This is a genomic window from Streptomyces sp. NPDC092952 (genome assembly GCF_044754785.1).
Classification (GTDB): domain Bacteria; phylum Actinomycetota; class Actinomycetes; order Streptomycetales; family Streptomycetaceae; genus Streptomyces.
On sequence record NZ_JBIVPT010000013.1, the window covers coordinates 182318 to 208880 of the forward strand.

The 26563-nt window shown below is 71.6% G+C and carries 26 protein-coding genes; 6 read left to right on the plus strand and 20 right to left on the minus strand.

Going from position 1 to position 26563, the window contains the following annotated elements:
- Nucleotides 1-14 precede the first annotated feature (14 nt).
- Complete coding sequence (locus ACIQGQ_RS27190) at nt 15-284, minus strand: hypothetical protein (protein ID WP_402400122.1); 270 nt, start codon at nt 282-284, stop codon at nt 15-17.
- Between the two features lie 142 nt (nt 285-426).
- Nucleotides 427-1044: a hypothetical protein gene (locus ACIQGQ_RS27195; protein ID WP_402400125.1), complete on the minus strand. Its 618-nt coding sequence runs from the start codon at nt 1042-1044 to the stop codon at nt 427-429.
- A 234-nt stretch (nt 1045-1278) separates the two neighbouring features.
- On the opposite strand from ACIQGQ_RS27195, the gene ACIQGQ_RS27200 reads away from it, so the two are divergent.
- Entirely contained in the window at nt 1279-2172 is an 894-nt protein-coding gene (locus ACIQGQ_RS27200; RefSeq protein ID WP_402400128.1) for a DUF1963 domain-containing protein, read from the plus strand.
- Nucleotides 2173-2966: 794 nt separating this feature from the next.
- Here ACIQGQ_RS27200 and ACIQGQ_RS27205 read toward each other — a convergent pair.
- Entirely contained in the window at nt 2967-3485 is a 519-nt protein-coding gene (locus ACIQGQ_RS27205) for an RICIN domain-containing protein (protein ID WP_402400131.1), read from the minus strand.
- Between the two features lie 406 nt (nt 3486-3891).
- Here ACIQGQ_RS27205 and ACIQGQ_RS27210 point away from each other — a divergent pair, with 406 nt between their 5' ends.
- From ACIQGQ_RS27210 to lnt, 3 genes are all read left to right on the plus strand, one after another.
- A complete protein-coding gene (locus tag ACIQGQ_RS27210) occupies nt 3892-4755 on the plus strand; it encodes a universal stress protein (RefSeq protein ID WP_402400134.1) in 864 nt (287 codons plus the stop codon).
- Nucleotides 4756-4820: 65 nt separating this feature from the next.
- Complete coding sequence (locus ACIQGQ_RS27215) at nt 4821-5318, plus strand: nuclear transport factor 2 family protein (protein WP_402400137.1); 498 nt, start codon at nt 4821-4823, stop codon at nt 5316-5318.
- A 15-nt stretch (nt 5319-5333) separates the two neighbouring features.
- Nucleotides 5334-6935: an apolipoprotein N-acyltransferase gene (gene lnt / locus ACIQGQ_RS27220; protein ID WP_402400140.1), complete on the plus strand. Its 1602-nt coding sequence runs from the start codon at nt 5334-5336 to the stop codon at nt 6933-6935.
- Here lnt and ACIQGQ_RS27225 read toward each other — a convergent pair.
- Entirely contained in the window at nt 6922-7266 is a 345-nt protein-coding gene (locus tag ACIQGQ_RS27225; RefSeq protein WP_366300080.1) for a hypothetical protein, read from the minus strand. The two genes, lnt and ACIQGQ_RS27225, sit on opposite strands and share 14 nt — an antisense overlap.
- Before the next feature lie 93 nt (nt 7267-7359).
- Nucleotides 7360-8259 carry a Gfo/Idh/MocA family protein gene (locus ACIQGQ_RS27230; protein ID WP_402400143.1) on the minus strand — a complete coding sequence of 300 codons (900 nt, stop codon included), beginning with the start codon at nt 8257-8259 and terminating at the stop codon, nt 7360-7362.
- Nucleotides 8260-8591: 332 nt separating this feature from the next.
- On the opposite strand from ACIQGQ_RS27230, the gene ACIQGQ_RS27235 reads away from it, so the two are divergent.
- Nucleotides 8592-9065: a hypothetical protein gene (locus ACIQGQ_RS27235; RefSeq protein WP_402400146.1), complete on the plus strand. Its 474-nt coding sequence runs from the start codon at nt 8592-8594 to the stop codon at nt 9063-9065.
- A gap of 31 nt (nt 9066-9096) precedes the next feature.
- Here the strand turns inward: ACIQGQ_RS27235 and ACIQGQ_RS27240 are convergent, their stop codons facing one another.
- The 8 genes from ACIQGQ_RS27240 to ACIQGQ_RS27275 form a co-directional block, all read right to left on the minus strand.
- Nucleotides 9097-9582: a hypothetical protein gene (locus tag ACIQGQ_RS27240; RefSeq protein WP_402400149.1), complete on the minus strand. Its 486-nt coding sequence runs from the start codon at nt 9580-9582 to the stop codon at nt 9097-9099.
- 139 nt (nt 9583-9721) lie between these two features.
- Complete coding sequence (gene ung / locus ACIQGQ_RS27245) at nt 9722-10405, minus strand: uracil-DNA glycosylase (RefSeq protein ID WP_402400152.1); 684 nt, start codon at nt 10403-10405, stop codon at nt 9722-9724.
- Nucleotides 10406-10486: 81 nt separating this feature from the next.
- A complete protein-coding gene (locus tag ACIQGQ_RS27250) occupies nt 10487-12067 on the minus strand; it encodes an ABC transporter substrate-binding protein (RefSeq protein WP_402400155.1) in 1581 nt (526 codons plus the stop codon).
- Nucleotides 12068-12184: 117 nt separating this feature from the next.
- Nucleotides 12185-12940, minus strand: coding sequence for an SDR family oxidoreductase (locus ACIQGQ_RS27255; RefSeq protein WP_366300074.1), 756 nt, complete (start codon nt 12938-12940; stop codon nt 12185-12187).
- A 20-nt stretch (nt 12941-12960) separates the two neighbouring features.
- A complete protein-coding gene (gene fabG, locus ACIQGQ_RS27260; protein ID WP_352274277.1) occupies nt 12961-13722 on the minus strand; it encodes a 3-oxoacyl-ACP reductase FabG in 762 nt (253 codons plus the stop codon).
- A 236-nt stretch (nt 13723-13958) separates the two neighbouring features.
- On the minus strand, nt 13959-14342 hold the full coding sequence (locus ACIQGQ_RS27265; protein ID WP_402400159.1) for a DUF3037 domain-containing protein: 384 nt from the start codon (nt 14340-14342) through the stop codon (nt 13959-13961).
- Entirely contained in the window at nt 14339-15193 is an 855-nt protein-coding gene (locus ACIQGQ_RS27270; protein ID WP_366300071.1) for a HipA family kinase, read from the minus strand. Before ACIQGQ_RS27270 ends, ACIQGQ_RS27265 begins: the two co-directional genes overlap by 4 nt.
- 424 nt (nt 15194-15617) lie before the next feature.
- Entirely contained in the window at nt 15618-16781 is a 1164-nt protein-coding gene (locus tag ACIQGQ_RS27275; RefSeq protein ID WP_402400162.1) for an agmatine/peptidylarginine deiminase, read from the minus strand.
- Between the two features lie 155 nt (nt 16782-16936).
- Between ACIQGQ_RS27275 and ACIQGQ_RS27280 the strand changes: the two genes are divergently transcribed.
- Nucleotides 16937-17572: a TetR/AcrR family transcriptional regulator gene (locus ACIQGQ_RS27280; protein WP_402400165.1), complete on the plus strand. Its 636-nt coding sequence runs from the start codon at nt 16937-16939 to the stop codon at nt 17570-17572.
- Here ACIQGQ_RS27280 and ACIQGQ_RS27285 read toward each other — a convergent pair.
- The 7 genes from ACIQGQ_RS27285 to ACIQGQ_RS27315 all read right to left on the minus strand — a co-directional run bounded on the left by ACIQGQ_RS27285 (nt 17501) and on the right by ACIQGQ_RS27315 (nt 26052).
- Entirely contained in the window at nt 17501-18397 is an 897-nt protein-coding gene (locus ACIQGQ_RS27285; RefSeq protein WP_402400168.1) for an ABC transporter ATP-binding protein, read from the minus strand. The genes ACIQGQ_RS27280 and ACIQGQ_RS27285 overlap by 72 nt on opposite strands.
- Entirely contained in the window at nt 18390-19367 is a 978-nt protein-coding gene (locus ACIQGQ_RS27290) for an ABC transporter ATP-binding protein (RefSeq protein ID WP_402400171.1), read from the minus strand. Before ACIQGQ_RS27290 ends, ACIQGQ_RS27285 begins: the two co-directional genes overlap by 8 nt.
- Nucleotides 19364-20218 carry an ABC transporter permease gene (locus ACIQGQ_RS27295; protein ID WP_402400174.1) on the minus strand — a complete coding sequence of 285 codons (855 nt, stop codon included), beginning with the start codon at nt 20216-20218 and terminating at the stop codon, nt 19364-19366. Before ACIQGQ_RS27295 ends, ACIQGQ_RS27290 begins: the two co-directional genes overlap by 4 nt.
- Nucleotides 20215-21174: an ABC transporter permease gene (locus tag ACIQGQ_RS27300; RefSeq protein WP_402400176.1), complete on the minus strand. Its 960-nt coding sequence runs from the start codon at nt 21172-21174 to the stop codon at nt 20215-20217. Before ACIQGQ_RS27300 ends, ACIQGQ_RS27295 begins: the two co-directional genes overlap by 4 nt.
- Nucleotides 21171-22832, minus strand: coding sequence for an ABC transporter substrate-binding protein (locus tag ACIQGQ_RS27305; RefSeq protein WP_402400179.1), 1662 nt, complete (start codon nt 22830-22832; stop codon nt 21171-21173). The genes ACIQGQ_RS27300 and ACIQGQ_RS27305 overlap by 4 nt, the downstream gene beginning before the upstream one ends.
- A gap of 240 nt (nt 22833-23072) precedes the next feature.
- Nucleotides 23073-24086, minus strand: a complete 1014-nt coding sequence (locus ACIQGQ_RS27310) for an agmatine/peptidylarginine deiminase (RefSeq protein ID WP_402400181.1) — start codon at nt 24084-24086, stop codon at nt 23073-23075.
- A 211-nt stretch (nt 24087-24297) separates the two neighbouring features.
- Entirely contained in the window at nt 24298-26052 is a 1755-nt protein-coding gene (locus tag ACIQGQ_RS27315) for an amidase (RefSeq protein ID WP_402400184.1), read from the minus strand.
- Between the last annotated feature and the right edge of the window lie 511 nt (nt 26053-26563).

Consider the following 26563-nt stretch of genomic DNA (forward strand, 5'->3'; position numbering starts at 1 on the left):
CCGGCGAACCGCGCTCAGGGGGTGTCACCCCGCCAGTCCCAGCGGTCGGGGTCGCTGTCCCTGGGCCCGTACTCCGCTTTGCCGCCGGGGCCGAAACGCCCGATCTCGGTGGTCAGCGCCGCGCCCTCGCGCAGTTCCCGGTCCGTCCACCCCGTCACGTCGAGCAGCAGGCCGTCGAGCGGGCCGCCCACCAGTTCCCGGTAGACATGCCCCGGCCGGGGCCCCGGATCGGGGTCGTCGTGGTCGGCGCCGTACACGCGCCGCTGCCGCATCAGCTCGTCCATGGGGGCAGGATCGCACCCGGCACTGACAATCGCAGGGGTCCGGTCGCTCCGGGACCGGCCCCCTGCCGTGCGACAGGGCGGTCACGGTCCGTCTCGCCGCGCGGCACATCGCCGGGATCCTCGTCCGGGCCGTGGGGTGGCGTCAGTCGTCGAACCAGACGACCAGCCTGACCTCGTCGTCACCGTGCAGTTCGGCGAGGGTGCGCATGACGGTCCAGACGGGTCCCCACTCTTCGTCGGGCACGGCGTCGCGGCGCCTGAGGCGTTCGACACGGAACATCCGGTCCCCATCGATCCACTGGGAGCCCTCCGGGAAGTGCTCACTGGGCCGGGCCGCGATGTGAGCCGACTGTCCGCAGAGGCCGACGAATCGGCGAGGAGCGGAACAGTGCCGCTGGAGGAACTGCCAGTCGCCTTGCGGATCACGGCAGTACTCGCGGACATAGGCATCGGGCCCGGCGGACTCCTCGTCCCAGTCGACCCGTCCGAGCTCTGCCCAGCTGATCCAGCTGGCACTTCGCCCGGCTGTCGTTCGATGGCCGTCGCGAACGCGGTTCGAAGCGTCGGCGGGCAGTCCGCGGACAGGAGCCACCGGCACGAACTGCTCGTTGTCGCAGACGCCGAAGAGGGAGCCGAAGGCGTCGTAGTTCCTCGGCACCTTCAGATGGTCCAGGTCGATGGCGGCGTGCCAGAACGAATCCGTCTCATGGCCTCGATGGTCGCGGCGGCACTCGATGAACCCCTGGATGTCCTTGCCCATGTCGTGATTATGCCGATCCAGCCTCCGCCGGCTGGAGCTTCGCCCCAGGGAAGTCCTTGACCGGCTCATGAACGTGGACTCGTGATGTCGGGTGTTGGCGGAGCTGACCGCGAAGTGCCCCGTGGCCGAGAACGGGGCCTGCTGGTGGGTCCGACGGGCCGTGCGGCTACTCTCAGCCCACCGCGGCCTCGGTCGTGGCCGCGCCAGCGCTTTGGTCTGTGAGGAGCACGTCCGATGGCTCGCACCACCCCGCCACGTCCGCTCGATGTCGAGACGCTGTTCCCGGAGGTGGCCGACTACCGGAAGACGGCCGTTCGTCTGCATCCGCGCCCCGGCAATCCGAGCGCGCGGGAGAGTTCGCTCGGTGGGCCCGTGCTCTGGCCGCTCTCGGAGCCCTGGCCCCACTGCGAGGACGACCACCCACGCACGGCATTCTCCCCTCCTGCCCAGGGACCGATCCCGCTCGTCCCGGTCCTCCAGCTGTTCGCGTCCGATGTGCCCGACCTGGCCTTCCCCAGCACCGCCGATCTGCTGCAGGTGCTCTGGTGCCCCTTCGACCATGAGGACGGTTACGTTCCCCGCCCCGAGATGTACTGGCGGCACAGCTCCCTGAGCGACCTGCGGCCGGCCGACCCGCCCTGCCCGACCGGCCCTGACAACAGTTACCTTCCGAACCCGTGCGTCCTGCACCCTGAGCCCGTTGCCGACTACCCGAACTGGGACCTCCCGGACGAGGTCGCCGACGCGCTCGAAGCCAGGTTCGAACAACTGGAGGAGGAAACCGGCTGGTCCTACTGGTACCACCTCTCCGTGTCGGACGGTGTCAAGGTCGGCGGGTACCCGACGTGGACGCAGGAGCCCAACTGGCCGACGTGCCCTGCATGCAGTGTGCGCATGGAGCATCTCCTGACGATCAACAGTTCCGAGTTCGACGGCGAGAGCTGGCGCACGTGGCTGCCCATCGAGGACACCCCGGCCACGGGGACCATCTGGGACCTTCCTTACGGACAACGCACCGAGATCCAATGCCCGCCTGGGCTCATGCTCGGCGACATGGGCGGCATCTACCTGTTCGAATGCACCAGCTGCCCGGACAGGCCCTTCGCCTACCGCTCAGACTGTTCCTGACCGCGCGGCTTCAGTCAGAGGGCCGTACCGGTGCCCGCGAGGCAGCCGTCGATCGCTTCGGGGTGGTACTGCAACATCTTGGGCTTGCGTTTCACGGCTGGGGTGGTCCGGCCGAGGTCGGGCGCGGGTGACCAGGTCGCGGACGTCGTGTCGGCCGAAGCCCTCCGGTATGCCCTTGCAGCCGCGGTACTCGCAGATCGCTTAGGTCAGCCAGGATCGCTCACCCGGCTCGTAGCAGGCCATGCCCGCCATCGGCACCCGCCCGGAGCCACGGCCCCTCACTCTCACAATTCGGGGCCTGCTCCCGTAGCGCCGATTCCCCGCGCGGGTTCCCACCCAGGCGGGCGCGGACGAGCTCGGCGACAGCGTCTCCTCCGCTCCGACCGAGCGCGTTTCCCGCCGCACCGGTCACGACCGCCGGAAATCGGCCGACGGCTGCGGCCGCCAACTCCGAAGCGTCCATGCCTCCCCCTCACACAGCAGGCTGATCGTTCGATGTACGCGCGGCGGCATCCTTTCCGGGCCCGCCTACCGGAGGACCGGTCGCCCGTGGCAATTCCGGAACGGCGCGTATCGAGCCGTCTTTGACCCGCGCTTCTCTCACCGGTGTACCGGGCTGCCTCCAGCGCCGCGCCCGCGCCGGTCCACTACGAGGCGCTGAAGGCATACCTGTTCGGTCAGGGCCGACACATCGTCCTGGACACTGCCCGGCTCACGGAACGCGCGGCGGCTCACAGCCTTCCGGCCGCGATCTCGGCAGGCCCTGGTACCCGTCGGTGGATCTTGGGCCGCTGTCAGTGAATCAGCCAGTAGTGGTCCTTCCAGCTGCCGCAGCGGAACTGGATGACCGGCGCGGCCTCGGCAGTGCTTCCGTCCTGGACCGCGAGGCAATTGCCGCTGTTGAAGTTCTTGATCTGGTAACCCTTGGTGAGAGCGTCGTAGGGCCCCTCCCGCCAGTACTGGTCGAAGTAGCCACCGCATGGGTACTGCGTCACTCTGGCGTAGTCATCCATGGATGCCCCGTCGACCGAGAGGCAGAGCCCGCTGTGCCGGTTGACGATCTTATACCAGACATTTCCGTCTTCGTCATAGAGGCCGGCCTCCCAGTACCAGAACTGGTCGGCGTAGTTGTTGCAGCTGAACTGGTTGAGATACGCGAAATCCGTCGATGTCCCAGGGACGGAGAGGCATCTACCGGAGTTCGCGTTCTTGAGGGTGAAGTCGCCCGAGTCCGCCTGGCTGTTGCCCGCCAGGCCGATGACAAGGGTGATCGAGCCGAGTAACCCTCCGACGAGATGCCGTACTGGTTTCATCGTGTTCCTCCTTGTGGATTCGCGCCGTGGCGCTCCGCCCGTTCGAAGTGGGCCCGGTCATCATCGGAGGAAATCCGGCACCGTCCTTGGCAAAGAGCGCAGGGCTATGTGGCAGAGCGTGCCGCATCCGTCGGCGCGGCCTGGACGGCGAACCTGCCGACCGGTGGCCCGGTCGCCGGCCTGGTGCGGCGGTCGTGCTCGAGCACGGCCTCGGCCCGGACCACCCGACGCGGCCGCCACCGCCACGTCACCCTCGTCAGCCCCTGGACCACCTCCAGAAATCCGCTGGGGACGCGGGTTGCGGTGGTCCCGGGATCTTCCGGGCGGATAGGGTCGAAAGGCCCTGCCGCACCGTGTCCGCGCCGACCAGTCTTGGACACGCACCGCCGGAATCTGGAGGGACACCATGACCAGCACCGACCGCCCCGTGATCGCCGCGGTCGACGGCTCGTCGCACAGCGACGAAGCACTCGACTGGGCCGCCCGTGAAGCCGCGCGCCGGGGGCTCGGGCTCACCGTCGTGCACGCCCTGACGCCGGACCATCCCGCCGAGCGGGACGCCCGGCGCCGCGAGGCTGAGGAACTGCTCGCCCGGTCCGTACGGCAGGTGGCCCGGATCGCCCCGGAGCTGAGCCCGTCGACGCTGACACCGCTGGACTACCCCTCGGCGGCGCTCTCCTCGCTCAGCCACAACGCCTCGCTGATCGTCGTCGGCTCGCGCGGGCTGGGCGGTTTCCGCTCCCTGCTGCTGGGCTCCAACAGCCTGGCGGCCGCCTCGATGGCGGACTGCCCGGTCGTCGTCGTCCACTCCGCCCGGGCCGAGGAGGAGACACCGGTGGACGAGGAAGCGCATCGCGACATCGTCGCGGGGGTGGCCGCCGACGAGAGCAGCGAGGCGGTGCTGGAGTTCGCCTTCGGGACCGCCGCGTCCCGGCCCGGCGCGCGGCTGCGGATCGTGCACGGCTGGACGATGTTCTCCTCCATGGTCTCCGGCGGCCCCGTCTTCGACCGGGACGCCGCGGCCGACGCCGCCGCGCGGACCCTCGCGGAACTCACCGCGGGCTGGCGCGAGAAGTACCCGCAGGTCGAGACCGTACGGGAGCCGGTCAGCGGTTCGGCCTCGCGCACCCTGGTCACGGCGTCGGCCACTGCGGCGCTCACCGTGATCGGGCGGCGCCGGGGAGGCGAGTCCCTCGGGCTCGGGCTCTCCCCCGTCGCGCAGACCACGCTCACGCACGCGCTCGGTCCGGTCGCCGTCGTGCCGTGCTGACCGCTGCGTCCGGTCGTCCGTGCACGCCTCTTGGCCTCTTCGGCGGGCGGGCGGACACTGACCCGATGACGCAGCGCGCGGATCTCGCCCATCTGATGGACCGGCTCGCCGTCGACGCCCTGCTCACGGGGTACGCGGCGGCGGTGGACGACGGTGAGTGGGCCGACTACCTGGCCCTGTTCACCCCCGACGGCCGGGCCGACTACCGGGGCGCGGGCGGTATCGAGGGCCCGGTGGCCGAGGTGGCCCGGTGGCTGGCGGAGACGATGCGGCTCTTCCCCGTACGCCAGCATCTGATCGTCAACCGGCGCATCGACATCGAGGCCCCGGACGGGTACCGCGGCGACGGGGCCCGGGCCCGGGCCGACTATCTCAACCCGATGCGGCTGGAGACCCCCGAGGGCGGCACGGACGGCCCGGGGACGCGGTCCACCACGCCGAACTTCGTCTCCGGCGGACGGTACGCGTTCACGCTGTCGCGCACGGCCGACGGCTGGCGTATTCGTACGGTGACCGTGCACGAGAAGTGGCGCGGCGCCGGGATGCTCCTCGCCGGGGAGTGAACAGGGAGGAGCCGCATGCGGATTCCGGCCGGCCGGGGCGAGCGGTGGGGACAGGAGCGACGGGAGCGGGTGCTGCGGTCGGCCTGGGGGCGGGGGTGTCTGGCCCTGCTCGCCGGGGCGCTGCCCGCGCTCACCTTCCCCGAGCCGGACCTGTGGTGGCTGGCCGGTGTCTGTCTGGTGCCGTGGCTGCTCCTCGTCCGGTCGGCCGGTACGGCGCGGCGGGCGGCACTGGACGGCTGGCTCGGCGGCACCGGCTACATGCTCGCGGTGCACCACTGGCTGATGCCGAGTCTCCATGTCTTCATCGTGGTCCTGGCCGCGCTGCTCGGTCTGCTGTGGGCGCCGTGGGGGCTGCTGGTCCGCCGGACCCTGGGCGGGCGGCTCTCCGCCCCGGGGGCCGCCCGCGCGGTCGTGCTGGTGCCCTGCGGCTGGCTGATGATCGAGCTGGTCCGTTCCTGGCAGGCGCTCGGCGGTCCCTGGGGGCTGCTCGGCGCCTCCCAGTGGCAGGTGGGGCCCGCTCTGCGCGTGGCGTCGGTGGGCGGCGTGTGGCTGGTGAGCCTGGTGCTGGTGGCGGTGAACACGGCCGTGGCCCTGCTGTTCCTGGCCCCGGCCGCCCGTACGGTGGCCGGGGTGTCCCTCGTGGTGTGCGGGCTGGCCGTGGGGGCGGCGGTGCGGTGGGCTCCCCGGCCCGAGGTGTCGGGGGTGGCGAGGATCGCCGTCGTGCAGCCCGGGGTGTTCGACGGGCCCCTCGGCGCGGAGCGGCGGCTGGCCGCCGGTGAGCGGCTGACCGGCGCGCTGGCCGGGCGCGGCGTCGACCTGGTGGTGTGGGGCGAGAGCAGCGCGGGGGTGGATCTCGCGCGCCGGCCGGACGTCGCCGGGCGGATCGCCGCGCTCTCACGCCGGGTGGGCGCGGACATCCTGGTCGGGGAGGACGCCCGGCAGACCGACCGGTCGGGGCGGACGGGGATCTTCAAGTCGGCGGTGCTGGTGGGTCCGGACGGGCTGACCGGGGAACGGTACGACAAGATGCGGCTGGTGCCGTTCGGCGAGTACATCCCCGCCCGGCCGGTGCTCGGCTGGGTCACGTCCCTGGGCCGCGCGGCGGGCGAGGACCGGCTGCGGGGCACCCGGCAGATCACGATGACGGTGCCCGCGGCCGGGGGCGGGCGCACCCTGCGGATCGGGCCGATGATCTGCTTCGAGTCGGCGTTCCCCGACATGAGCCGGCGGCTCGCCCGGGACGGGGCGCAGGTGCTGGTCGCCCAGTCCTCGACCTCCTCGTTCCAGCACAGCTGGGCGCCCTGGCAGCATGCCTCGCTGGGGGCGCTGCGGGCCGCCGAGACCGGCCGGCCGATGGTGCACGCCACCCTCACCGGGGTCAGTACGGCGTACGGCCCGTCGGGCGCCCGGATCGGCAAACCGCTCGGTACGGAGGTCCGCGGCTCCGCCGTGTTCGACGTGCCCCTGGCGACGGGCCGCACGCTCTATGTACGGCTGGGCGACTGGCCGCTCCAGGGGGCGGCGGCGGTGCTGGTGCTGTTCTGCGGGTACGAGGCGGTCCGCTCGCGCGCGGGGCGCGGGCGGACGGTCTCCGACCGGCCGGTCAGGGGCCGTTGACCGAGACGATGTGGCCCTGGGCGTCGACGGTGAGCGCGACCCGCTGGACCTTGTTGGTCACGGCCAGCACCAGCCAGACGGCGCCCCAGAGGAAGCAGGTGAGCACCGTCAGGAGGGCGTGCAGGAGATGGTTGAGCGGGGCTCCCCGGACCATGACGACCTGCGTCTCGGACCGGGACTCCACCCGCCAGCCGGCCGCTATCCGCTGGTTGACCGCCCAGTCGAGGATCAGGGCGCGCTGCGTCGCGTCGGGCGGGCGTCCGTCGGCCGAGTAGTAGCCGGGCGGCGGCTGGAGCGCTCCCCAGCCCTTTGGCTCGTCGTGGGGTCGCACGAGGTCACCTCCACAGGCCGGTGGGACGTCACCCCAGCCTGCATCCCGTCCGGATCCGGCGCATCCCGGGGCCGGACGGCACCGGGTCCGGCCTCAGCCGAGGCCCAGGTCGGTGAGGACGCGCTCGCAGAGTTCGTGGGTCAGCAGGGCGTCCCCGGCGTGCAGCACCGTGCCGGCGCGCACGGCGTCGAGGAAGGACAGGACGCACTGCTCGATGCCGCGCTGGCGGGCCACCGGTACCCAGTCGCCGCGCCGCCGTACGCTCGGCACCCCGTGGTGGTCGATGATCCGGGCGAGGTCGACGACCTCGCGCTTGGCGTCCTGGCCGGAGACCTCCAGCCGCTCCTCGGTCGAGCCGCCGCGCCGGTTCATCATGCCGATGGCGGTGAATCCGTCGCCGGACAGCTGGAGCACGACCTGGTGCATCAGGCCGTCGCGGACCCTGGCCCGTACGACGGTGTCCTCGACCGGCCCCGGTGCCAGGAAGCGGAGGGTGTCGACGACGTGGATGAAGTCGTCGAGCACCATGGTGCGCGGGTCCTCCGCCATGCCCACCCGGTTCTTCTGCATGAGGATCAGCTCGCGCGGATGCTCGGCGCACTCCGCGTAGCCGGGGGCCAGCCTGCGGTTGAAGCCGACGGTGAGGCTGGTGCCGCGTTCCTCGGCCAGGGCCACCAGCCGCCTGGACTCGGCGATCTCGTAGGCCAGCGGCTTGTCGACGTAGGTGGCGACGCCGGCCTCCAGCAGCCGGGCCACGATCTGCGGGTGGGCGGTCGTCGGGGCGTGGACGAACGCGGCGTCCAGCCCCTGCGCGATCAGCGCGTCCAGGTCGGCGTGGCGCTGCGCGGCCGGGATCCGGTGGGCCTCGGCGACGTCGGCCAGGGTGGCGGGCGTACGGGTCTGCAGGTGCAGCTCGACGCCGGGCAGGCTGGTCAGCACCGGCAGGTAGGCCTTGCGCGCGATGTCGCCGAGCCCGATGCAGCCGACCTTCATCAGGGTCTCCCTGTCCTCGCTGTCCGGCGTCCGCCGGCGCCGTGTCCGCCTCGCGAGGGGCAGCATACGTGGACCGGGGCGGCCGCCGACCGGCGGGGAAGGCGGGGCCCGGCGCGGGGACCGGCGTCGTCCCCGTACGCGGCTGGGCCCGTCCGCCGGTCCGTCCCGTCCGTCCGTCATGGACAGGAGTGGTGCCGCGCGCGGGATTCACCGAACTGCTGAACGGAATCCTCGGTCCCGGATGGACGCCACGCCGACCGGATGTCACACGTGCGGAGCAATCCCGGCCGCCGTACCCTCCCTGGCCCCGTCCGCACCGCAGAGTTGATCAGGTGCAACGAACCCGAATCACCGTGAGCCTCCTGGTGGGCATGGCCGCCACCACGCTGTCCGGCTGCGTGTCCGTGGGGCCGGGTCCGGACATCCCGCCCCGGCCGCACAGCAGTGGTCCCGCCCAGAGACTGTCGCCGCAGATCGTGCTGCCGCCCGTCCACGACTCGCTGGAGGCCCTGCCGGTCCCCGAGCCGTCCACTCCCCGCCCCTCGTCGGCCGCCCCGCCCCGCGCGACCAGTGCCCCGACCGCGCCCCGCCGCTCCGTGCCCCGTGCCCCGTGGCGGCAACGGCACCCCGTCACCACGCGTCCGCTCCCCCGCCCGGTCCCCGTGCCGCCCGTGGTGACCGCTCCGGTCCCCGTCCCGCCGCCACCGGCCCCCGGTACGGGCATCTGCGCCCTGGGCCGGGGCTACGGGCACTGGCCCGCGGGCAGCCCGCAGTCCAGGATCTGCGACAACACCTACGGGCACTGACTCCGCCCGGTCACACGGTCGGCGGACCGGCTCAGGGCTCGCGCAACCGCAGCTCCAGCCGGGCGATCGCCGCGCGCACCCCTTGCGCGTACCCGTCGTCGGCCCGCCCGTCCGCGAGCGTGCCGGCGGCGGCGCGCGCCCGGTCCAGGTGGAACCGCGCCGCGTCTGGACGCCTCAGCTTCAGGTAGTCCGCCACCAGGCTGAGGTGGAGCGAGGGGTAGAAGGCCCGCAGTGCGGGGGCGTCGGGATGCAGCGCCGCCCGCTCGCCGGCCGGCCCTTGGGCGGCGGTCAACGCCCTGAGGTCCCAGGCAAGTTCGTCACCGGGATCGTCCTGGGTGTCGGCCATGTAGTGGGCGAGGGTGGCCCGGTCCAGGGCGTCGCCCGCCTCACCGATCTCCGACCAGAGCGCACCGAAGCGGTTGCGGGCCTCTTCCCGGTCGCCGCCGTGCAGCAGCATGACCGCCTGGCCGATCCTGGTCATGACGGCATCCCTGGACGCCTCCCGCTGCTCCGCCACCGCGGCCTCCTCACACGCGCCGGTCCCCCGTTCGTTCCCGGTCGACGCTAGCGCCAGCGGCCGCCGATCCCGCTGAGGCTCGGGCGGGCGTCCCGGTCCGGCCGCCGAAAGCCGCAGCCGACCGGACCGGGACGCGGGCTCAGCCCAGGTCCGGGATGCGCCAGTCGATGGCGTCGTGCCCCTGCGCCGCCACCGCCTCGTTGATCTGCGTGAACGGGTGGGAGCCGAAGAACTTCTTGGCCGAGAGCGGCGAGGGGTGCGCCCCCTTCACCACCACATGGCGCTCCTCGTCGATCAGCGGGAGCTTTTTCTGGGCGTAGTTGCCCCAGAGCACGAAGACCGCCGGGTCGGGCCGCGAGGCGACGGCCCGGATCACGGCGTCGGTGAACTTCTCCCAGCCCTTGCCCTTGTGCGAGTTGGCCTCACCCGCGCGGACCGTCAGCACGGCGTTGAGCAGGAGCACGCCCTGCTCGGCCCACGGCATCAGATAGCCGTTGTCCGGGACCGGCAGGCCCAGCTCCTCCTTCATCTCCTTGTAGATGTTCCGCAGCGAGGGCGGTGTCTTCACTCCCGGCCGCACGGAGAAGCACAGCCCATGGCCCTGGCCCTCGCCGTGGTACGGGTCCTGGCCGAGGACGAGGACCTTCACCCGGTCGTAGGGCGTGGCGTCCAGGGCGGCGAACACCTGGTCGCGCGGCGGGTAGACCGGCCCCTTGGCCCGCTCCTCCTCGACGAACTCGGTGAGCTCCTTGAAGTAGGGCTTCTGGAGCTCCTCGCCGAGGACGTCTCGCCAGGACTCGGGCAGCAGGTCGGTGTCGGTCACTTCAACAACCTCCGGTAAGCAAATCAGCTGTACGTCCGAGAACCTACCGGGGGCCACTGACAACGCGTCCCGCGGTGCGGACTACCAGCTGGTCTTGCGGTAGAACTCCCACATCTGCATGACCGTCTGCGGGTCCAGGGCACGCTCGCCGCCGCCGATGTCCTCGCCCGAGGCGACGTACAGCTTTCCCTGCCACAGCGGCAGCAGCCGCACGTCCTCGACGAGGATCCGCTGGGCCCGCTCGAACTGCTTGGCGACCGCGCCCCGGTCGCTCTTCCTGCGGGTCTCCGGCAGCAGCTGCTTGGTGATCTCGTCCTTCAGGTAGGGCATCCCCGTGACGCTCTGCTTGCCCACGAACGGGGCGATGAAGTTGTCCGCGTCCGGGAAGTCCGGGAACCAGCCACGGCCGAAGACGGGGTACTCGCCCTTGGTGAAGCCTTCCTGGAAGGGCGTCCAGGTCGTGCTCCTGAGCGTGATGCGGAACAGCCCGGAGCCGTCCAGCTGGCGCTTCAGCTCGTCGAACTCGGGGGCGGTGGAGGAGCCGTACCGGTCGGTGGCGTACCAGAACGTCAGCTCGACCGGCTTGTTGATGCCCGCCTTGGACAGGATCTGCTTCGCCTTGGCCCGGTCCGGGTCGCCGTACGCGTCGAAGAAGCTGGTGGTGTGGCCCGCGATGCCCTTGGGGACCATGGAGTACAGCGGTTCGGCCGTCCCCTGGTACACCTTGGCCACCAGGGCGTCGCGGTCGACGAGCTGGGCGATGGCGCGCCGTACGGCCACGTTCCCCGCCGCCGGGTCCTCGGGGTTGAAGACCAGGAAGCGGATGTCGGCGCCGACGGTCTCGACGATGCGCGGCTGCCCGTCCTTGGACTGGTCCCGCTCCAGTCCGACGACCTCCTCGGCGGTGAGACCGCGGTAGATCGCGTCGATCTCCTTCTTCCGCAGCGCCGCGACCACCGGGGCGGACTCCTTGAAGTACCGGATGGTGACCGCGTCGTTCTTGCGGTGCGCGAAGCCCTGGTAGTCCGGGTTCTTCACCAGCTCGGCACGGGTACCCGGCTTGTACGAGTCGAGGAGGTACGGACCGGAACCCGTGACCTTTCCGTCGTTGCGTATTTTGTGCTGCGAATAGTCGCTGGGGGCCACCAGGGACATCGCGGGCGTGGCCAGAATGAACGGGAACGTGGCGTCCGGCCGGGTGAGGTGGAAGACGACGATGTCGTCCCCCTTCGTCTCCACACGGTCGAGCGAGCCGAGCATGCCGACCGGGCCGTTCTTGAAGGCGATCTCCGAGATCCGGTCGATGGAGTACTTCACCGCCGCGGCGTCGAGCTTGTCCCCGTTGGAGAATTTAAGACCCTTGCGCATCTTGCACCGGTAGGAGGTGCTGGCGTCATCGGTGAACCTGCACCATTCCGCCGCATCGGGCTCGGGCTTGGTGCTTCCGGTCGGGAAACTCACCAGGGTCTGGAAGACATTCCGCATCAGCTCCCAGGAGTTGTCCCACGCCGCTGCCGGATCGAGGGTCGAGGGTTCACTGGTGGTGCCGACGACTATTTTCTGCTCGCCCTTCGAACCACTGTCGGAAAGAAGTCCGCAGCCGGCCAGCAGAGAAAGGGAAGCAAAGGCTGCAGCGGCCTGCAGACTGGCCCGGTAGAACACGTGCACGCTCCTCGATCAGCCATGGGTCGGCAGACGATACCGCAGTGCCCCGCCGGATCAATCCGCAGGCCCGGCAGGGCACTTGAGTCAATCAGGGCCAAACCAGCTCAGGCCGTCTCAGCCCACGCCCGCGTTCAGGAAGATCCCTCCGTCGACCACCAGGGTCTGTCCGGTCATCCACTCCGACTGACTGGAGGTCAGGAACGCGGCAGTGCCGCCGATGTCCTCGGGAACTCCCAGCCGGCCCAGCGGATAAGCCGCCGCGGCCTCCGCCTCCCGGCCTTCGTACAACGCCTGGGCGAACTTCGTCTTCACCACCGCGGGCGCGATCGCATTGACCCGGACGGCCGGCGCGAACTCGTGCGCCAGTTGCAGGGTCAGATTGACCATGGCCGCTTTACTCATGCCGTACGCACCGATAAAGGGCGAGGCGGAAATACCGGCGACCGAGGCGATGTTGACGATCGCCCCGCCGTTCTCCTTCTGCCACGCCTTCCAGGTCAGCTGCGCGAAACCGAGCGCGGAGACGACATTCGTCTCGAAGACCTTGCGGGCGACGCCGAGGTCGAGCTCCGCGATCGGCCCGAAGACCGGATTCGTACCGGCGTTGTTGACCAGGAAGTCGACCCGGCCGAACGCCTCCATCGTGCGTTCGACGGCCTCGGTCCGGTGCTCCGCGTCGTGCGCCTTCCCGGCCACGCCGATCGCCCGGTCGGCGCCGAGCCGCTGGACGGCCTCCTGGAGCGCCTCCTCGCCGCGTCCGGTGATGCACACCCGGTCGCCCCGGGCCACCAGCGCCTCGGCGATCCCGTAGCCGATGCCCCGGCTCGCGCCCGTGATGAGCGCGACCTTCCCGCTGTCCTGCACTGCCATGATGTCCCAGCCCTCCGGGTTCAGTTGAGCGGTCCGCCGGCGACGTACAGGACCTGGCCGGAGACGAAGCCCGCGTCGTCGCCGGTGAAGAAGGCGATGGCGTTGGCGATGTCCTCGGGGCGGCCGACGCGCTGGACCGGGATCTGGGTGGCGGCCGCGGCCTGGAAGTCCTCGAAGCCCATGCCGATCCGGGCGGCCGTCTGGGCGGTCATCTCGGTGACGATGAAGCCGGGGGCGACGGCGTTGGCGGTGATGCCGAACTTGCCGAGCTCCTTGGCGAGGGTCTTGGTGAAGCCCTGGAGGCCCGCCTTGACGGCGGCGTAGTTGGCCTGGCCCCGGTTGCCGAGCGCCGAGGAGGAGGAGAGCGAGACGATCCGGCCGAACCCGGCGTCCACCATGTGCTTCTGGACGGCCTTGGCCATCAGGAACGCGCCCTTGAGGTGGACGTTCACCACGGTGTCCCAGTCGGACTCGCTCATCTTGAAGAGCAGGTTGTCACGGAGCACGCCCGCGTTGTTGACCAGGATCGTCGGGGCGCCGAGCTCGGCGGCGACCCGCGCGACCGCGGCTTCCACCTGGGCGCTGTCCGAGACGTCGCAGCCGACCGCGAGGGCCCTGCCCCCGGCCGCGGTGATCGTGTCGACGGTGTCCTTGCAGGCGGCCTCGTCGAGGTCGAGTACGGCGACGGCGCGGCCCTCGGCCGCCAGGCGCACCGCGGTGGCGGCGCCGATGCCCCGGGCCGCTCCGGTCACTACGGCGACGCGCTGCTCGGTGGTGGACATGCTTGGTTCTCCTCGCCCTTGGATCGCCGCCCAGCGGGTCCGGGGCGCCTCCGGCACGGGATCTCGATCTCGTGTACGGAACCTTCCCGATGCCTGAGCGACCGCTTAGTACCTTCAGCAGAGGAGACGCTAGAAGCCGCGGCATCCGGTGTCAACGGCGCGCGGCCGCCGCGGCGCATGTCACATCCGGCGCACCACCCGCGCGACGGCGGCGGGGCGGCGCGCCGGCGGACCGGTCAGCGGACCAACAGCTCCAGCAGCCGCTCGACCTCGGCCTCCGGGTCCGTCGTGAGACCGCTGTGCACGGGGCCCGGCTGGACGACCGTGGAGCGCGGCGCGATCAGCCACCGGAAGCGGCGGCCGGCGTCGTCGCGGGCGGCCTGGCCCGCCTGCGTGCCGCCGAGGCAGACGCCCTCGACGGCGTGCAGGGCTGCCCGTACGCCCGTCGTGTCGGCGGCCGGGTCCAGGGCCTTCAGCTTGGTCTCGTCGAGGTGGGTGCGGGCGGCCACGAAGCTCCGGGCACGGCAGTAGACCACCACGCCCGCGTTGAAGCACTCGCCGCGCTCCACCCGGGGCACCACGCGCAGCAGGGCGTACTCGAAGACATCGCGCTCGCTCACCGCTGGCCGTCCTTGTCGTTCTTCTTGGTGGGGTGGGGCCAGGGGGTGAGGTGGTCGGTGAGCCAGCCGGGGGCCTGCGACGGCCGGTCCGGGGTGGGGCCGTCCATGGTGATGCGTTCGTGGATGGTCGCGGCGCGCGGCAGCAGCGCCTCGACGTAGGCGCGGCGCAGCTCGTCGGTGGTGGCGAAGCCGGGCTCGTCCACCAGCCATTCGTCGGGGACGTCCGCGGCGACCTCGGTGAGCAGTTCCTCGGTGACCAGCGGGGCCAGTTCGGCGGCGGCGGCCGCGATGTCGGGGGCGAACGGGGCGAGCGCGTGGTCGGAGGCGTTGTACGGCTTGGCGGCGGAGGTCTGGGCTCCGGGCCAGTTGTGGTGCCAGATCATGGTGGCGCCGTGGTCGATGAGCCACAGGTCGCCGTGCCAGACCAGCATGTTGGGGTTGCGCCAGGACCGGTCGACGTTGTTGATCAGCGCGTCGAACCAGACGACCCGTCCGGCCTCGCGCGGGTCCACCTCGTAGGCGAGCGGGTCGAAGCCGATGGAGCCGGGCAGGAAGTCCATCCCGAGGTTGAGCCCGCCGCTGGCCTTGAGCAGCTCCTGCACCTCCTGGTCGGGCTCGGCGAGGCCGATGACCGGGTCCAGCTGCATCTGGACGAGGGTGGGGACGCGCAGCCCGAGCCGTCGGCCGAGCTGTCCGCAGATCACCTCCGCGACGAGCGTCTTGCGGCCCTGCCCGGCGCCGGTGAATTTCATGACGTACGTGCCGAGATCGTCGGCCTCGACGATCCCGGGGAGCGAGCCACCCTCACGTAGCGGCGTGATGTAGCGGGTCGCTACGACCTCTTCCAACATTTTCCCAGGTCACCCATCTCTTCAGCCTTGCAATCCACGGACGGTTTTCCGGAGCGTGGAGGCAGCGATCGCCGGTCTGCGGCGCTGGGGAGAATCCGGGGGGTCCGTTCGGCGAGCCGGCCCTCACACTCCCCCGGAGACCGCCGACGGCGCCGCGCCCCTTGCTGCCGGCTTCCGGCAAGAAGTGAGCATAGTAACCGAGGGTGACCGTCGGCGAGTGTTTATCCGAGCCGCCGAGCCGGGGTCACGGCGACCGCGGTCGCCGAACCCCGCGGCGCACAGCGCTCGGACGGGTGCGGGGGTTCGGCGACTGGGAGATCGCGGCCTCGCGGTGGTGGGGTCCGGCCGGAGCAGGCGGTGGTCCGCCTCTCCGGCCGGCCCCGGCGGCACCTTCCCGCGTCCCCGGCCCTCGTACGCCCACCCGCTACGGCACGGGCTGCTGCTGGGTGACGCAGTGGATTCCGCCGCCGCCGGTGCCGAGGCGGTCGATGTCGAGCTGTTCGACGACCCGGCCGGGGTAGAGCTGGGCCAGCGTGGCCTTGGCCGCCGCGTCGGCCCTGGTGTCGCCGAACTGGCCCGAGACGACGGCCCCGTTGCACAGGTAGTAGTTGGCGTAGGAGGCGAGGAAGTCCGCGTTGGTGGAGCGGATCTTGTTGTAGTCGGGGCCCTGGAGCCGGCTCACCGACATCGGGCCGCCGCTCGCCGTGGTGGAGGCGGACAGGATCTGGTACTGCCGGCGCGCGTCCTTCGCGTAGACGTCGGTGTCCGTCGCCAGGGGCATCTGGACGAGCGCCTGCCCCGGGGCGAGGAAGCGCGAGGTGGCATCGACGTGGTCGTCGGTGATGTCCTGCCCGGACACGCCGTCGAACCAGATCACCTTGGAGGCCCCGTACGCGGCGCACATGGCGGTTTCGAGCTGCGCCTGTGACTTGCCGGGATTGCGCTTGGTGCTGATGAGGCTGCTGCGGGTCGCCATCAGGGTGCCGGCGCCGTCCTGCTCGATCGCGCCGCCCTCCCCGACCAGGCCCGCGGAAGTGAACGGGACTCCGGCGTAGGCGGCGATCCGCTCGGCGACGAGGGCGTCCTTGGCGTGGGTCTGCTTGTTGCCCCAGCCGTTGAAGTTGAGCCCGACCGCGTCGAGGCCGCCGGCCCCGTCGGTACGGAAGACCGGGCCGCTGTCGCGCATCCAGCAGTCGTCGACCGGGATGGAGCTGATGACGGTGACCGAGGGGCCGCACTTGGACCGGGCGCCGGCCGCGCTGCCGGGGTTGGCGCACATGACGACGGGCTCGTACTTGGCGATGGTCCGCGCGATCAGCGCGATGTCGGCCTGGACCCCGCTGAGCAGACCGCGCCCCCAGATCGCGGTGCTGTCCGGCCAGGCCATCCAGGTACGGGTGTGGCGGACGTCCTCGACCGGGACGCCGAAGGAGCCCGCCGGAGCCGTCCGGACACGCGGCGACGCGGCCCAGGACCACCCCTCGGCCGCCGCGAGGGCCGCGCCCGCGGCGGTGAGCCCCGCCGCCGCGAGGAACCCTCGCCTGCCCATGCCCCCGCCCCGCGCATGGGCAACTGCGTGCTCGTTCATAGGGATCTCCTCTGTCGTCCTGACCCGCCGACGTGGCGCGGCGGGAGCCTGAAAACTAAAACTGACCGAGCGCTCGGTCAATAGTTTGGACGGTGAATCTCCCGGGTTCCCACAACACCGCAGGTGGCGGTCGGGGTGCTCGTTAGAGTGACCGCATGGCAGCATCGGCGAAGGGCCCCCAGGAACTCTCCCCTCCTCCCGCCCGACCGGGGCGGACGCGCGTGTCGGCGAAGGGGGAGCAGACCCGCGCACGACTGATCGCCGCCGCGCGGACCCTGCTGGCGGGTGAGATGAGCGAGCGCTTCACCACGCGCAACGTGGCGGCGCTGTGCGGGGTTTCGCACGGTATGTGCCACTACCACTTCCAGGATCGCACCGACCTCGTCCTGGCCGTCGTCGAGGACATCCGCCCCGAGTGGATCGTCCCGCTGGAGGCGGCCGTCGCCGCGCCCGGCACGTTCGCCGAGCGCGCCGAGCGCGTGGTCGACCTGCTCGGCCGCCCCGAGGGAACGGATCTCGCGCACCTGCACTCGGCTCTGCACTGGCATGCCCTGAACGACGACCGGGTGCGGGAATCCCTTGCAGCCGAGTACCGGCGCTGGCGCACCGCTTTCGTCGACCTCTTCAAGGTCCTGGCCGACGAGCGGGGCGGGCACCTCGATCCCCGGCCATTGGGCGAGGCCGTCGCAGCCGCCGTGGACGGCCTCGCCGCCGCGGAGTCACTGGACGCCGGGGTCGACACCGGCCCGGTCCTGCGGACCCTCGTCCGCACGCTCGCGGCCGGCGCCTGAGCCGGTCGTGGCCGGCCGCAGCGCCCGGCGGGCGGCCGAGATCGCTTCCGGGTCCCAGCCGGGGCGGGGTACGGACTCCAGGAGGAGCCGCGTGTAGGGGTGCCGGGGCGCGGCGAGCACCTCGGCCGTGGGGCCCGCCTCGACGACGGCACCGTGGCGCATGACGACGATCTCGTCGGTGACGCACCGGACCACGCCCAGGTCGTGGGTGATGAAGAGGTATCCGATCGAGGTCTGCTCCCGGATGTCGGCCAGGAGGTTGAGGATCTGCGCCTGCACCGACACGTCCAGCGCGGCAACCGCTTCGTCCAGGACGAGTACGGCGGGCTCGACGGCCAGGGCGCGGGCGATGGCCACCCGCTGGCGCTGTCCGCCGGAGAGCTGACGCGGCAGCGCCTCGGCGGCGCGGGTCCCGAGGCCCACCTGGTCGAGGAGTTCGCGTACGCGCTTCTCCGGGGCGTGCCCGGGAAAGTGGAGCCGCAGCGTCTCGCGGAGAACCGCCGCGACGCTCGTCCTCGGATCGAGGGAGAGGTAGGGATCCTGGAAGACCATCTGGACCTCGCGGGCTCGGGCCAGACGCCCGGCCCGCCCCCGCCCGGCACCACGCTCCCGCCCGGCGCGGGGCCGGCCGCGCACCAGGACCTCGCCCTCGTCGGCCCGTTCCAGGCCGACGACGATCCGGGCGGTGGTGGTCTTGCCGGAGCCGGACTCGCCCACGATGCCGAGGGATCCTCCTTCCGGCAGGGTGAAGGACACGTCGTCCACGGCGCGTACGGCGCCGTAGGTCCGTCGCAGGCCCCTGACGGCCAGTACGTTCTCAGGCATCGACGGCACTCCCTTCGAGCCGGTCGCTGTGGTGGCAGGCGGCGTGGTGTTCCGGTCCGCCCGGGGCGGGCAGCGCGCGCGGTGCGTCCCGCTCGCAGAGTTCCGTCGCGAGGGGACATCGGGCGGCGAAGGCGCAGCCGTTCAGTGCCTCGCGGAGGTCGGGGGGCCGGCCGTCGATGGCGGCGAGCCGCCCCCGGGGACCATTCATCCGGGGGGTGGAGGCGAGCAGGGCGGCCGTGTACGGGTGGCGGGGCCGCGCGAAGAGGACTTCCGCGGGGCCGCTCTCGGCGATCCGTCCCGCGTACATGACGTAGACACGGTCGCTGATCGCCGCGGCGAGGTCGAGGTCGTGGGTGACGAACAGCAGTCCAGTGCCGAAGCGTTCGCGCAGTCGGCTCAGCAGGGCAACGACCTCGGCCTGGGTGGTGACGTCCAGCGCGGTGGTGGGTTCGTCGGCGAGCAGCAGCGCCGGGTCTCCCATGAGGGCGGCGGCGATCATGACGCGCTGGAGCATGCCGCCGGACACCTGGCCGGGGTACTTGTGCAGGGCGGAGGCGTCCAGACCCACCGCCTCCAGGAGTTCACCGGCCCGGGTCGTGGCGTCCGCCCGGCTCATGGCCCCGGTCAGCCGCACGCTCTCGGTGAGGAAGTCGCCGACGCGGCGCAGCGGGTTGATGGCGGCGCGCGGGTCCTGGAAGATCATGGCGACCGTGCCGGTGCGCAGGGCGCGCAGTTGCCCGGCGTCCATGGTGAGCACGTCCCGTCCGTCGACCCGGACGGTGCCCTCGGCGACGGCGGCCGGTGGCAGCAGCCCCAGCGCGCTGCGTGAGGTGAGTGTCTTTCCGGAGCCGGACTCGCCGACGAGTGCGACCGTCTCACCGGCGTCGACGGTGAGGTCGATGCCGTCGAGGACCGGGCGGGCGGTGCCGGGCAGCGTGATCCGCAGCCCCTGGATGTCGAGTGTGTTCATCGGTCCCTCCGGGCGACGCGGTCGGCCCAGCGTTCCCCCACCACGTTGAACGCGACGACGGTCAGCACGATGAGCACGCAGGGCAGGATCGCGGACAGCGGGTAGCCGCGCTGGATGGCGGCCTGCCCGTCGAAGACCATGCGGCCCCAGTCGGGGGTGAGCGCGGGGATGCCGAGTCCGAGGAAGGAGAGGCCCGCGAGATCCATCAGGGCGTAGCCGAAGTTGACGGCGGACTGGGCGAGGACGACGGGGGCGACGTTGGGCAGGATGTGGCGCAGACAGATCTGGAGGCCGGAGTGGCCCTGGACCCGGTAGGCGCTGACGTAGGGGCGTTCGCGTTCGGCCAGGACCAGTGAGCGGGTCAGCCGGCCGACGTAGGGCAGGTAGGCGATCGCGAGTGCGATGACCGGGGCGAGCAGCCCTTCCCCGTAGATCGAGACGATGAGGATCGCCAGCAGCATCCCGGGGAAGGCGAAGACCAGTTCGGTGCTGCGCGAGAGCACGGAGTCCAGCCAGCCGCCTCTCCAGGCCGCGGCCGTTCCGACGACGACGCCCGCGACGGTGGAGAAGACGATCACCCCGAGCGGGCCCAGCAGGGAAGCGCGCGCGCCGGTCAGAAGACGGGAGAGGGTGTCCCGGCCCGCCACGTCCGCACCGAGCGGATGATCGCCGGAGGGGCCCGCGAGCGCGTTGCCCAGGTCGACGGCGTTGGGATCGTGCGGTGCCAGCACACCGGCGAGCATCGCTCCGGCGACGACGAGGACCGCGAACCCCAGACAGCAGAGATGGAGCGGTGATCCGGCCGAGCGGATCCGGGCGAGGCCGGGTCGGCGGGTGAGGACGGCGGTCATGCGGCGGACCTCCTCGATCCGAGGGCGATCCGCGGGTCGACCAGCGGCATCAGCAGGTCGACGGCGAGGTTCACGGTCATGAACAGGGCCACGATGATCAGGGAGACGGCCTGGACGGTCGGGAAGTCCTTGGTCGTGGTGGACAGTTCGAGGAGCTGCCCGATGCCGCCGACGCTGAAGGCGCTCTCCACCAGGACCGTGCAGACCAGCAGCGTCGAGACGATCAGACCGCCGGTGGTCAGTACGGTGCCCAGCGAGTTGCGGAACACATGGCGGCGGATGACCTGTCGCTCCGGCACTCCCCGGCTCCGGGCCACGGTGACGTGTTCGCCGTCGAGAGCTTCCAGCATCGCCGAGCGGGTGACCCGGGCGAGCAGGCCGATCAGGTAGAGAGCGAGCGCGATGGCGGGCAGGGTCAGATGCCAGAGCTTGTCGAGGAAGCCGTCGCCCGCTCCGCCGCTGGGGAACCAGCCGAGCTTGACGGCGAACAGCCCCTGGAGCAGCACCGCCGCGACGAAGGACGGGGTGCCGACGGCGAACGTGGTCGTGACCAGGACGGCGGAGTCGGTGGCGCCGCCGCGTACGGCCGCGAGCCGGCCGAGGACGAGACCGGTCACGACGACCACCACCAGCGCCATGGCGACCAGCAGCAGCGTGGTGGGCAGGCGGTCGGCCAGAAGCCGGGAGACGTCGGTGCGGTAGGTGATCGACCGCCCGAAGTCGCCGTGTGCCATGTCGCCCAGCCAGCGCAGGTACCGGACGAGGAAGGGGTCGTTCAGGTGGTACTGCGCGTTGATCGCGGCGAGCGCCTCCGGCGAGGCGGAGCGGCCCGAGAGCAGGAAGCTCGCGGGGCTGCCCGGCGCCAGATACATCGCGCCGAAGACCACGAACGACGCGCAGAGCAGTGTGGCGGTCATCTCCGCCAGCCGCCGTACGGCGAATCTCGTGAAGCTCACCGGGCAGCCCCCACGTCGGCCGCCCACGGGTAGTACATGTACGAGATCGTGGTGGGTGCTCCGGTGATCCTCCTGTTGAGGAAGACCGAGGTCGGCCACTCGGCGACCGGGATCCACAGCAGCCGGCCGGCGGCGTGCTTCTGGAGCCGCGCCTCGATCGCCATCCGCCGGTCCGGGTCGTAGGCGGCGGTCGCCCGGTCGACGAGGTCGTCGTACCCCTTGTCGCTGTAGCCGGCGAAGTTCATGTACGAGCCGGTCCTGAAGTTCGACAGCAGGTCCAGCGGGTCGGTGATCGAGTCGTAGTAGGTGAGCGGGAACATGTCGATGCCCTCGCGCGCCCCGGCGTCGGTGAACAGGGCGGTGAACGCGTTCGGGGCGATGGTCCTGAGTCTGATGTCCAGGCCGATCGCGGTCCCCGCTGCCTGCACGGCGGTGGCGAGCACGGAGACGTCCTGGCCGATGGAACTGGTGGCGACGGTCAGCGTCCTGCCGGTGGCGCCGGCCTGCTTGACCAGTGCCTTCGCCTTCTCGATGTCCGGGGCGGTCGGCGGCAGTCCGTCCAGCGCGGCCCTACGGGCCTGTTCGGAGGCACCGGCCCAGGCGGCACGGGTGGTGAGGGAGCTGGTGACGGTCCCCACGCCTCCGAGGGCGGACCGGACGAAACCGGTGCGGTCCAGGGCCAGGGAGAGCGCACGGCGGACACGGACGTCGCCGAGCGGTCCCTCCATGTTGGTGACGTTGACACTGACCGTGCTCAGTCCCTCGCCGAAGTACAGGGTGCCGGTGCTGCTGCCGCGCAGCCGGTCGTAGCTCTCGGTGGGGATCAGGTAGCCGCCGTCGGCCTCCCCGCTGAGGAAGGCGTTGGTGCGGGCGGAGGGGTCGGTCAGGAAGCGGAAGACGACCTTGCCGGACTTGGCCCTGGTGCCCCAGTAGCCGTCGAAGCGGTCGAGCTCGATCGACTCGCCCTTGTTCCAGGTGCCGAGCCGGAACGGGCCGGTGCAGTCGAGCCCGCCGGAAGTGCCGTAGTTCCGGCCCGCCGCCTCGACACCGGCCTTGGAGGCCACCACACCGGCGGCGGTCGCCATGTACTGGGGGAACTGGGAGTCGGGCTTCTTGAGCTCGACGGTGACCTGGAGCGGACCGGTCTTCCTGACCGAGGCGACGTTCCGGAACACCTGGGCCCACGCGGCGGCGTTGTGCGGATCCATCTGCCGGCCCAGGCTGAAGACCACGTCGTCGGCGGTCATCTCCCCGCCGTTGTGGAAGCGGACGTGCGGACGGAGCTCGTAGACCCAGGTGGTGGGGGTGGGGTTCGTCGCCTTCCGCGCCAGGCCGGGCTCGGTCCTGAGCGCCGGTGTCCAGCGCATCAGGCTCTCGCACACGTTGGAGAGGACCGTGTTCTGCGGGTAGTCGAACGCGACGGTGTAGTCGAGCGTGGGCGGCTCCGCGTAGGTGGCCCAGGTGAAGGAGTCGATCTCCCCCCTGGCCCTGGGCGTCTGCCGGGACAGGGTGACGTCGCCGGAGGCGCCCTCGCCGTTCCTGGGTGGTCCGGAGCAGGCCGTGAGCAGCGCCACGGCGGACAGGACGGCCGTCGCGGCGGCGAGCCGGACGGGCACGGCGCGACTGCGTCTGCTGGTGCGGGGTGAGGGTGTGGTCATCGTCGCGCTCTCTTTCCGTACGGATGGCCGTACGTGAACAGGGGAGGCTGCCGGACCGCCGGGACGGTCCGGCAGGAGCGGGCGGTGGGGTCGGGGGCCCGGGGTGTTTCGAAAGTGGGCGTCGTCCGCCCGGAGCACGGGCCCGGCGGCGTCCGGGGCATCCGGTACCGGGGTCGGTCCCGACAACGCGGCGAGCGCGCGCACCGGGGCATGCGAGCCCGGCAGGATCCGGACGAGGCCCTACGCGAGGGGGCGGGCGGCGGGGATCTGCTGGGTGATGCAGTGGACCCCGCCGCCGCCGAACGCGATCACCGGGGCCCGCACCCCGACGACCTTGCGGCCGGGGTACGCCGACGCGATCACCGCGAGCGCGTCCTCGTCCTGCGGCACCCCGGCGACAGGGACGACGACGCCACCGTTGGCGACGTAGTAGTTGAGGTAGGACACCTCGACCTCGGCACCGGCCACGTCGGCGAAGGCCGCCTGCGGAACGTCGATGATCTCCAGCGGCCGGCCCTGGGCGTCGGTGGTGGCCTCCAGCACGGCGCGGTTGGCGCGCATCCGCGCGTGGTCGGGGTGGCCGGGGTCCTCGGGAAGGGAGACGACGACCTTGCCGGGGGCCGCGAAGGCACAGACCCCGTCGACGTGTCCGTCCGTCTCGGTGTCGAGCAGCCCTCCGTAGGGGAGCCAGACCACCTTGCTGACACCGAGCCGGGACTTCAGCTCGGCCTCGATGCCGTCCCGGCTCATGCCCGGGTTGCGGTTGGGGTGGAGCAGGCACTGTTCGGTGGTGATCAGGGTGCCCTCGCCGTCGACGGTGACCGCTCCCCCTTCGAGGATCATGTCGGAGTGGATGCGCTCCACCCCGAGGTGCTCCAGCAGCAGGGCGCTGATCCGGTCGTCGGCGTCGTACGGGTGGTGCTTGCCGCCCCAGGCGTTGAAGCGGAAGTCCACCCCGGCGCGGTGGCCGTCGCCGTCGAGGACGAAAAGCGGGGCGGAGTCACGGAACCACGAGTCGTCCAGCGGCAGTTCCACCACGTCGACCTGCGGGCCGCACCGGGTCCGGGCGTCATCGCCGTGGCCGGGAGGGGCGACCATCGTGACCGGCTCGAAGGCGCCGATGGCCCGGGCGACGTCCGCGTACTCCTCCTTGACCTCGTTCAGCACGCCACCCCACAGATCCGGGCGGGTGGGCCATGCCATCAGGCACCCCTCGTGCTCGGACCACTCGGCAGGCATACGGAATGCAGTCATCACGTCTCATTTCTTCTTGCCAGACGTACTCGTCGGCGGCCGTCGACCGGGCACAGGGCCGGTTCGGGCCACAGGACGCATACGAGGGGTGTGGGAATCTTCCTCTCAACTGAAAATTCAGTCAAGAGATGGGTCGTCGAGAGAATCGCCGCTCGGCGATGCGGGGGCCGGGCCGCGTCACCGCTGTCCGGGGACGCGCCGGGGCCGGGGCTCAGGGTGTGCCGTCGGTCCGGCCGCCGACCGGGAGCCGCGGGGTGCGCGGCGGCTCCGCGCGGCGACGCCCGGTCGCCTCGAAGGCGGCGGCGAGCCGGAGCAGCGCGTTGTCGTCGTAGGCACGGCCCGCGAAGGTCAGCCCCACGGGCATGCCGGTGTCGGTCATGGTGCCCATCGGCACGGTCACGGTCGGGATGCCGAGGTGCCGGGGTACGAGATTGCCGTTCGCGACCCACACGCCGTTGCGCCACCCGAGGTCGGCGGACGCCTCGTTCACGTCCATGTCGGCCGGACCGACATCGGCGACCGCGGGGAACACCACGGCCTGGAGGCCCAGTCCGTCCATCCACGCCTCCAGGTCGACCCTGCGGGTCTCCTCGAGCCCGCGGAGCCCCTGCTCCAGATGAGGGATCCCGGTGAGCGAGCCGTACGGACGGTCGCGCACCAGCCCGGGGTAGTCGGCGACCGCGTCGTCGAATCCGGCGTAGCGGTCCGGCAGTTCGCCGGGGTGCTTGGGCCAGATCCGTTCGCCGTCGACGTCGGCGAGGGACGGGAGCGCGGGGTCGGCGTTGGCACGCAGGAAGTCGTCCCAGGCCCAGGCCGGCAGGTCCAGCGCCTCGCAGGTGAGGAAGTCGTGGCCGACCAGGCCCCGGGTCCGCAGGGACGGGGCTCCGGGACGGTCGGACTCGTAGTTGGTCACCACGGGGAAGTCGACCTCGACGACCTCGGCTCCGGCGGCCTCCAGGTCACGGCGGGCGGCCTGCCACAGGGCGATGACCGAGGCGCGCGTGTCGATGCGCTGCCCGGTCTGGCCGCCGATGCCGCCGCGTCCGGTCCCGGCATCGGGGTCGGCGTTGATGTACATCCCGGGCACGCCGACGCGCTTGCCGGCGAGCGCCGCGCGCGCCGCTGCCCCGTCCGCGGGGGCCAGCTCCGGATACGAGGCCGGGCGCACCCGGGAGGGCGCGGGAAGCGGCACCCAGGGCTGGGACCGCCACAGGTCACCGCGTGTTTCCGGGTCGTCGGCGACGATGACGTCGAGGAGTTCCAGGAGGTCGGCCATGGTGCGGGTGTGAGGGACCACCACGTCCATGGTCGGCACGAGCGGCCAGTTGCCGCGCACCGAGATCACGCCGCGGCTGGGGGTGTAGGCGCACAGCGCGTTGTTCGACGCGGGCGCCCGGCCCGAGGACCAGGTCTCCTCGCCGAGGCCGAACGCACCGAACGAGGCGGCGGTGGCGGTGCCCGAACCGTTGGAGGAGCCGGAGCCGTAGGCGCTGGTGAGCCAGTCGGCGCTGTACGGGCTTTCGGCGCGGCCGTAGACGCCGCGCTGCATGCCGCCGTTGGCCATCGGGGGCATGTTGGTCAGGCCGATGAGCACGGCCCCCGCGGCACGCAGCCGCTCGATGGCGAAGGCGTCGCGCTGGGCGACGAGGTGCTCGAACGCGGGCGAACCGGCGGCGGCGGTCAGCCCCTTGGCGAGGTAGCTGTCCTTGGCGGTGTAGGGGATGCCGTCGAGCGGACCGAGGGCCCGGCCCCGGGCGCGGCGGACGTCGGACGCCTCGGCGTCCGCGCGGGCGCCGGGATTCATCACGACGAGAGAGTTGAGCGCGGTGGCGGTGCCGGGCCGGTCGTAGGCCTCGATCCGGGCGAGGTAGGCGTCGAGCAGGCCGACCGCGGTGGTCTCCCCCTTCTCCAGCGCCGCGCGCAGGTCCGCGATGCCTGTCTCGACGACATCGAATGCGCGTGTCATGCGGGTGCCTCCAGGGTGATGGGTCGAACGATGCGGCGCGGGGCGTCCGGCCCCGCAGACGCGGTGCCGGGCAGGCGGGCGGGGCCGTTCCGCCACGGGCGGCAGCGGAAGAGCGGGGACGCCCTCGATCCGGGCCTCTCGGCGGCTGTGCGGTGTGGAACAGCCGGGCACGGTGGAGTCACTGTGGCATTGACTGAAAATTCAGTCAATAGATGAGAGATGAAAAGGCCGGGATCCGCGGGCGCGGGCGCCGTGGCTTTGACCGGATCCGCCGGCCCCGACGACCTGACGGGCGGCCATGTCCGACGGCACCGGCGTCCCGGTCCACCCCTCCGGGAGAGGCCAGGACATTTCGTCAGGATGAGGCAGGATCGGGCACCGGCGCACGCGAGCCGGCCCGATCCGGACACGAGGGCCTAGGTGTTCTGTCCCGGGAGGTTGTGGACGGGTGAGCGAGGTCTCGGCTGAGGGATCTTGAAGCAGGTGAGGGCCTTCCGGTTCGGTGTGGATT

Excerpts from the sequence above, each read along its gene's own strand:
- ACIQGQ_RS27255 (WP_366300074.1), bottom strand. The coding sequence starts at position 12,940 with ATGGCAGTGCAGGACAGCGGGAAGGTCGCGCTCATCACGGGCGCGAGC.
- ACIQGQ_RS27230 (WP_402400143.1), bottom strand. The coding sequence starts at position 8,259 with ATGAAGGTCGGCTGCATCGGGCTCGGCGACATCGCGCGCAAGGCCTAC.
- ACIQGQ_RS27200 (WP_402400128.1), top strand. The coding sequence starts at position 1,279 with ATGGCTCGCACCACCCCGCCACGTCCGCTCGATGTCGAGACGCTGTTC.
- ACIQGQ_RS27295 (WP_402400174.1), bottom strand. The coding sequence starts at position 20,218 with ATGACCGCCGTCCTCACCCGCCGACCCGGCCTCGCCCGGATCCGCTCG.
- ACIQGQ_RS27190 (WP_402400122.1), bottom strand. The coding sequence starts at position 284 with ATGGACGAGCTGATGCGGCAGCGGCGCGTGTACGGCGCCGACCACGAC.
- lnt (WP_402400140.1), top strand. The coding sequence starts at position 5,334 with ATGCGGATTCCGGCCGGCCGGGGCGAGCGGTGGGGACAGGAGCGACGG.
- ACIQGQ_RS27290 (WP_402400171.1), bottom strand. The coding sequence starts at position 19,367 with ATGAACACACTCGACATCCAGGGGCTGCGGATCACGCTGCCCGGCACC.
- ACIQGQ_RS27275 (WP_402400162.1), bottom strand. The coding sequence starts at position 16,781 with ATGAACGAGCACGCAGTTGCCCATGCGCGGGGCGGGGGCATGGGCAGG.
- ACIQGQ_RS27280 (WP_402400165.1), top strand. The coding sequence starts at position 16,937 with ATGGCAGCATCGGCGAAGGGCCCCCAGGAACTCTCCCCTCCTCCCGCC.
- ACIQGQ_RS27215 (WP_402400137.1), top strand. The coding sequence starts at position 4,821 with ATGACGCAGCGCGCGGATCTCGCCCATCTGATGGACCGGCTCGCCGTC.
- ACIQGQ_RS27315 (WP_402400184.1), bottom strand. The coding sequence starts at position 26,052 with ATGACACGCGCATTCGATGTCGTCGAGACAGGCATCGCGGACCTGCGC.
- ACIQGQ_RS27305 (WP_402400179.1), bottom strand. The coding sequence starts at position 22,832 with ATGACCACACCCTCACCCCGCACCAGCAGACGCAGTCGCGCCGTGCCC.
- ACIQGQ_RS27270 (WP_366300071.1), bottom strand. The coding sequence starts at position 15,193 with ATGTTGGAAGAGGTCGTAGCGACCCGCTACATCACGCCGCTACGTGAG.
- ACIQGQ_RS27310 (WP_402400181.1), bottom strand. The coding sequence starts at position 24,086 with ATGACTGCATTCCGTATGCCTGCCGAGTGGTCCGAGCACGAGGGGTGC.
- fabG (WP_352274277.1), bottom strand. The coding sequence starts at position 13,722 with ATGTCCACCACCGAGCAGCGCGTCGCCGTAGTGACCGGAGCGGCCCGG.
- ACIQGQ_RS27210 (WP_402400134.1), top strand. The coding sequence starts at position 3,892 with ATGACCAGCACCGACCGCCCCGTGATCGCCGCGGTCGACGGCTCGTCG.
- ACIQGQ_RS27205 (WP_402400131.1), bottom strand. The coding sequence starts at position 3,485 with ATGAAACCAGTACGGCATCTCGTCGGAGGGTTACTCGGCTCGATCACC.
- ACIQGQ_RS27285 (WP_402400168.1), bottom strand. The coding sequence starts at position 18,397 with ATGCCTGAGAACGTACTGGCCGTCAGGGGCCTGCGACGGACCTACGGC.
- ACIQGQ_RS27195 (WP_402400125.1), bottom strand. The coding sequence starts at position 1,044 with ATGGGCAAGGACATCCAGGGGTTCATCGAGTGCCGCCGCGACCATCGA.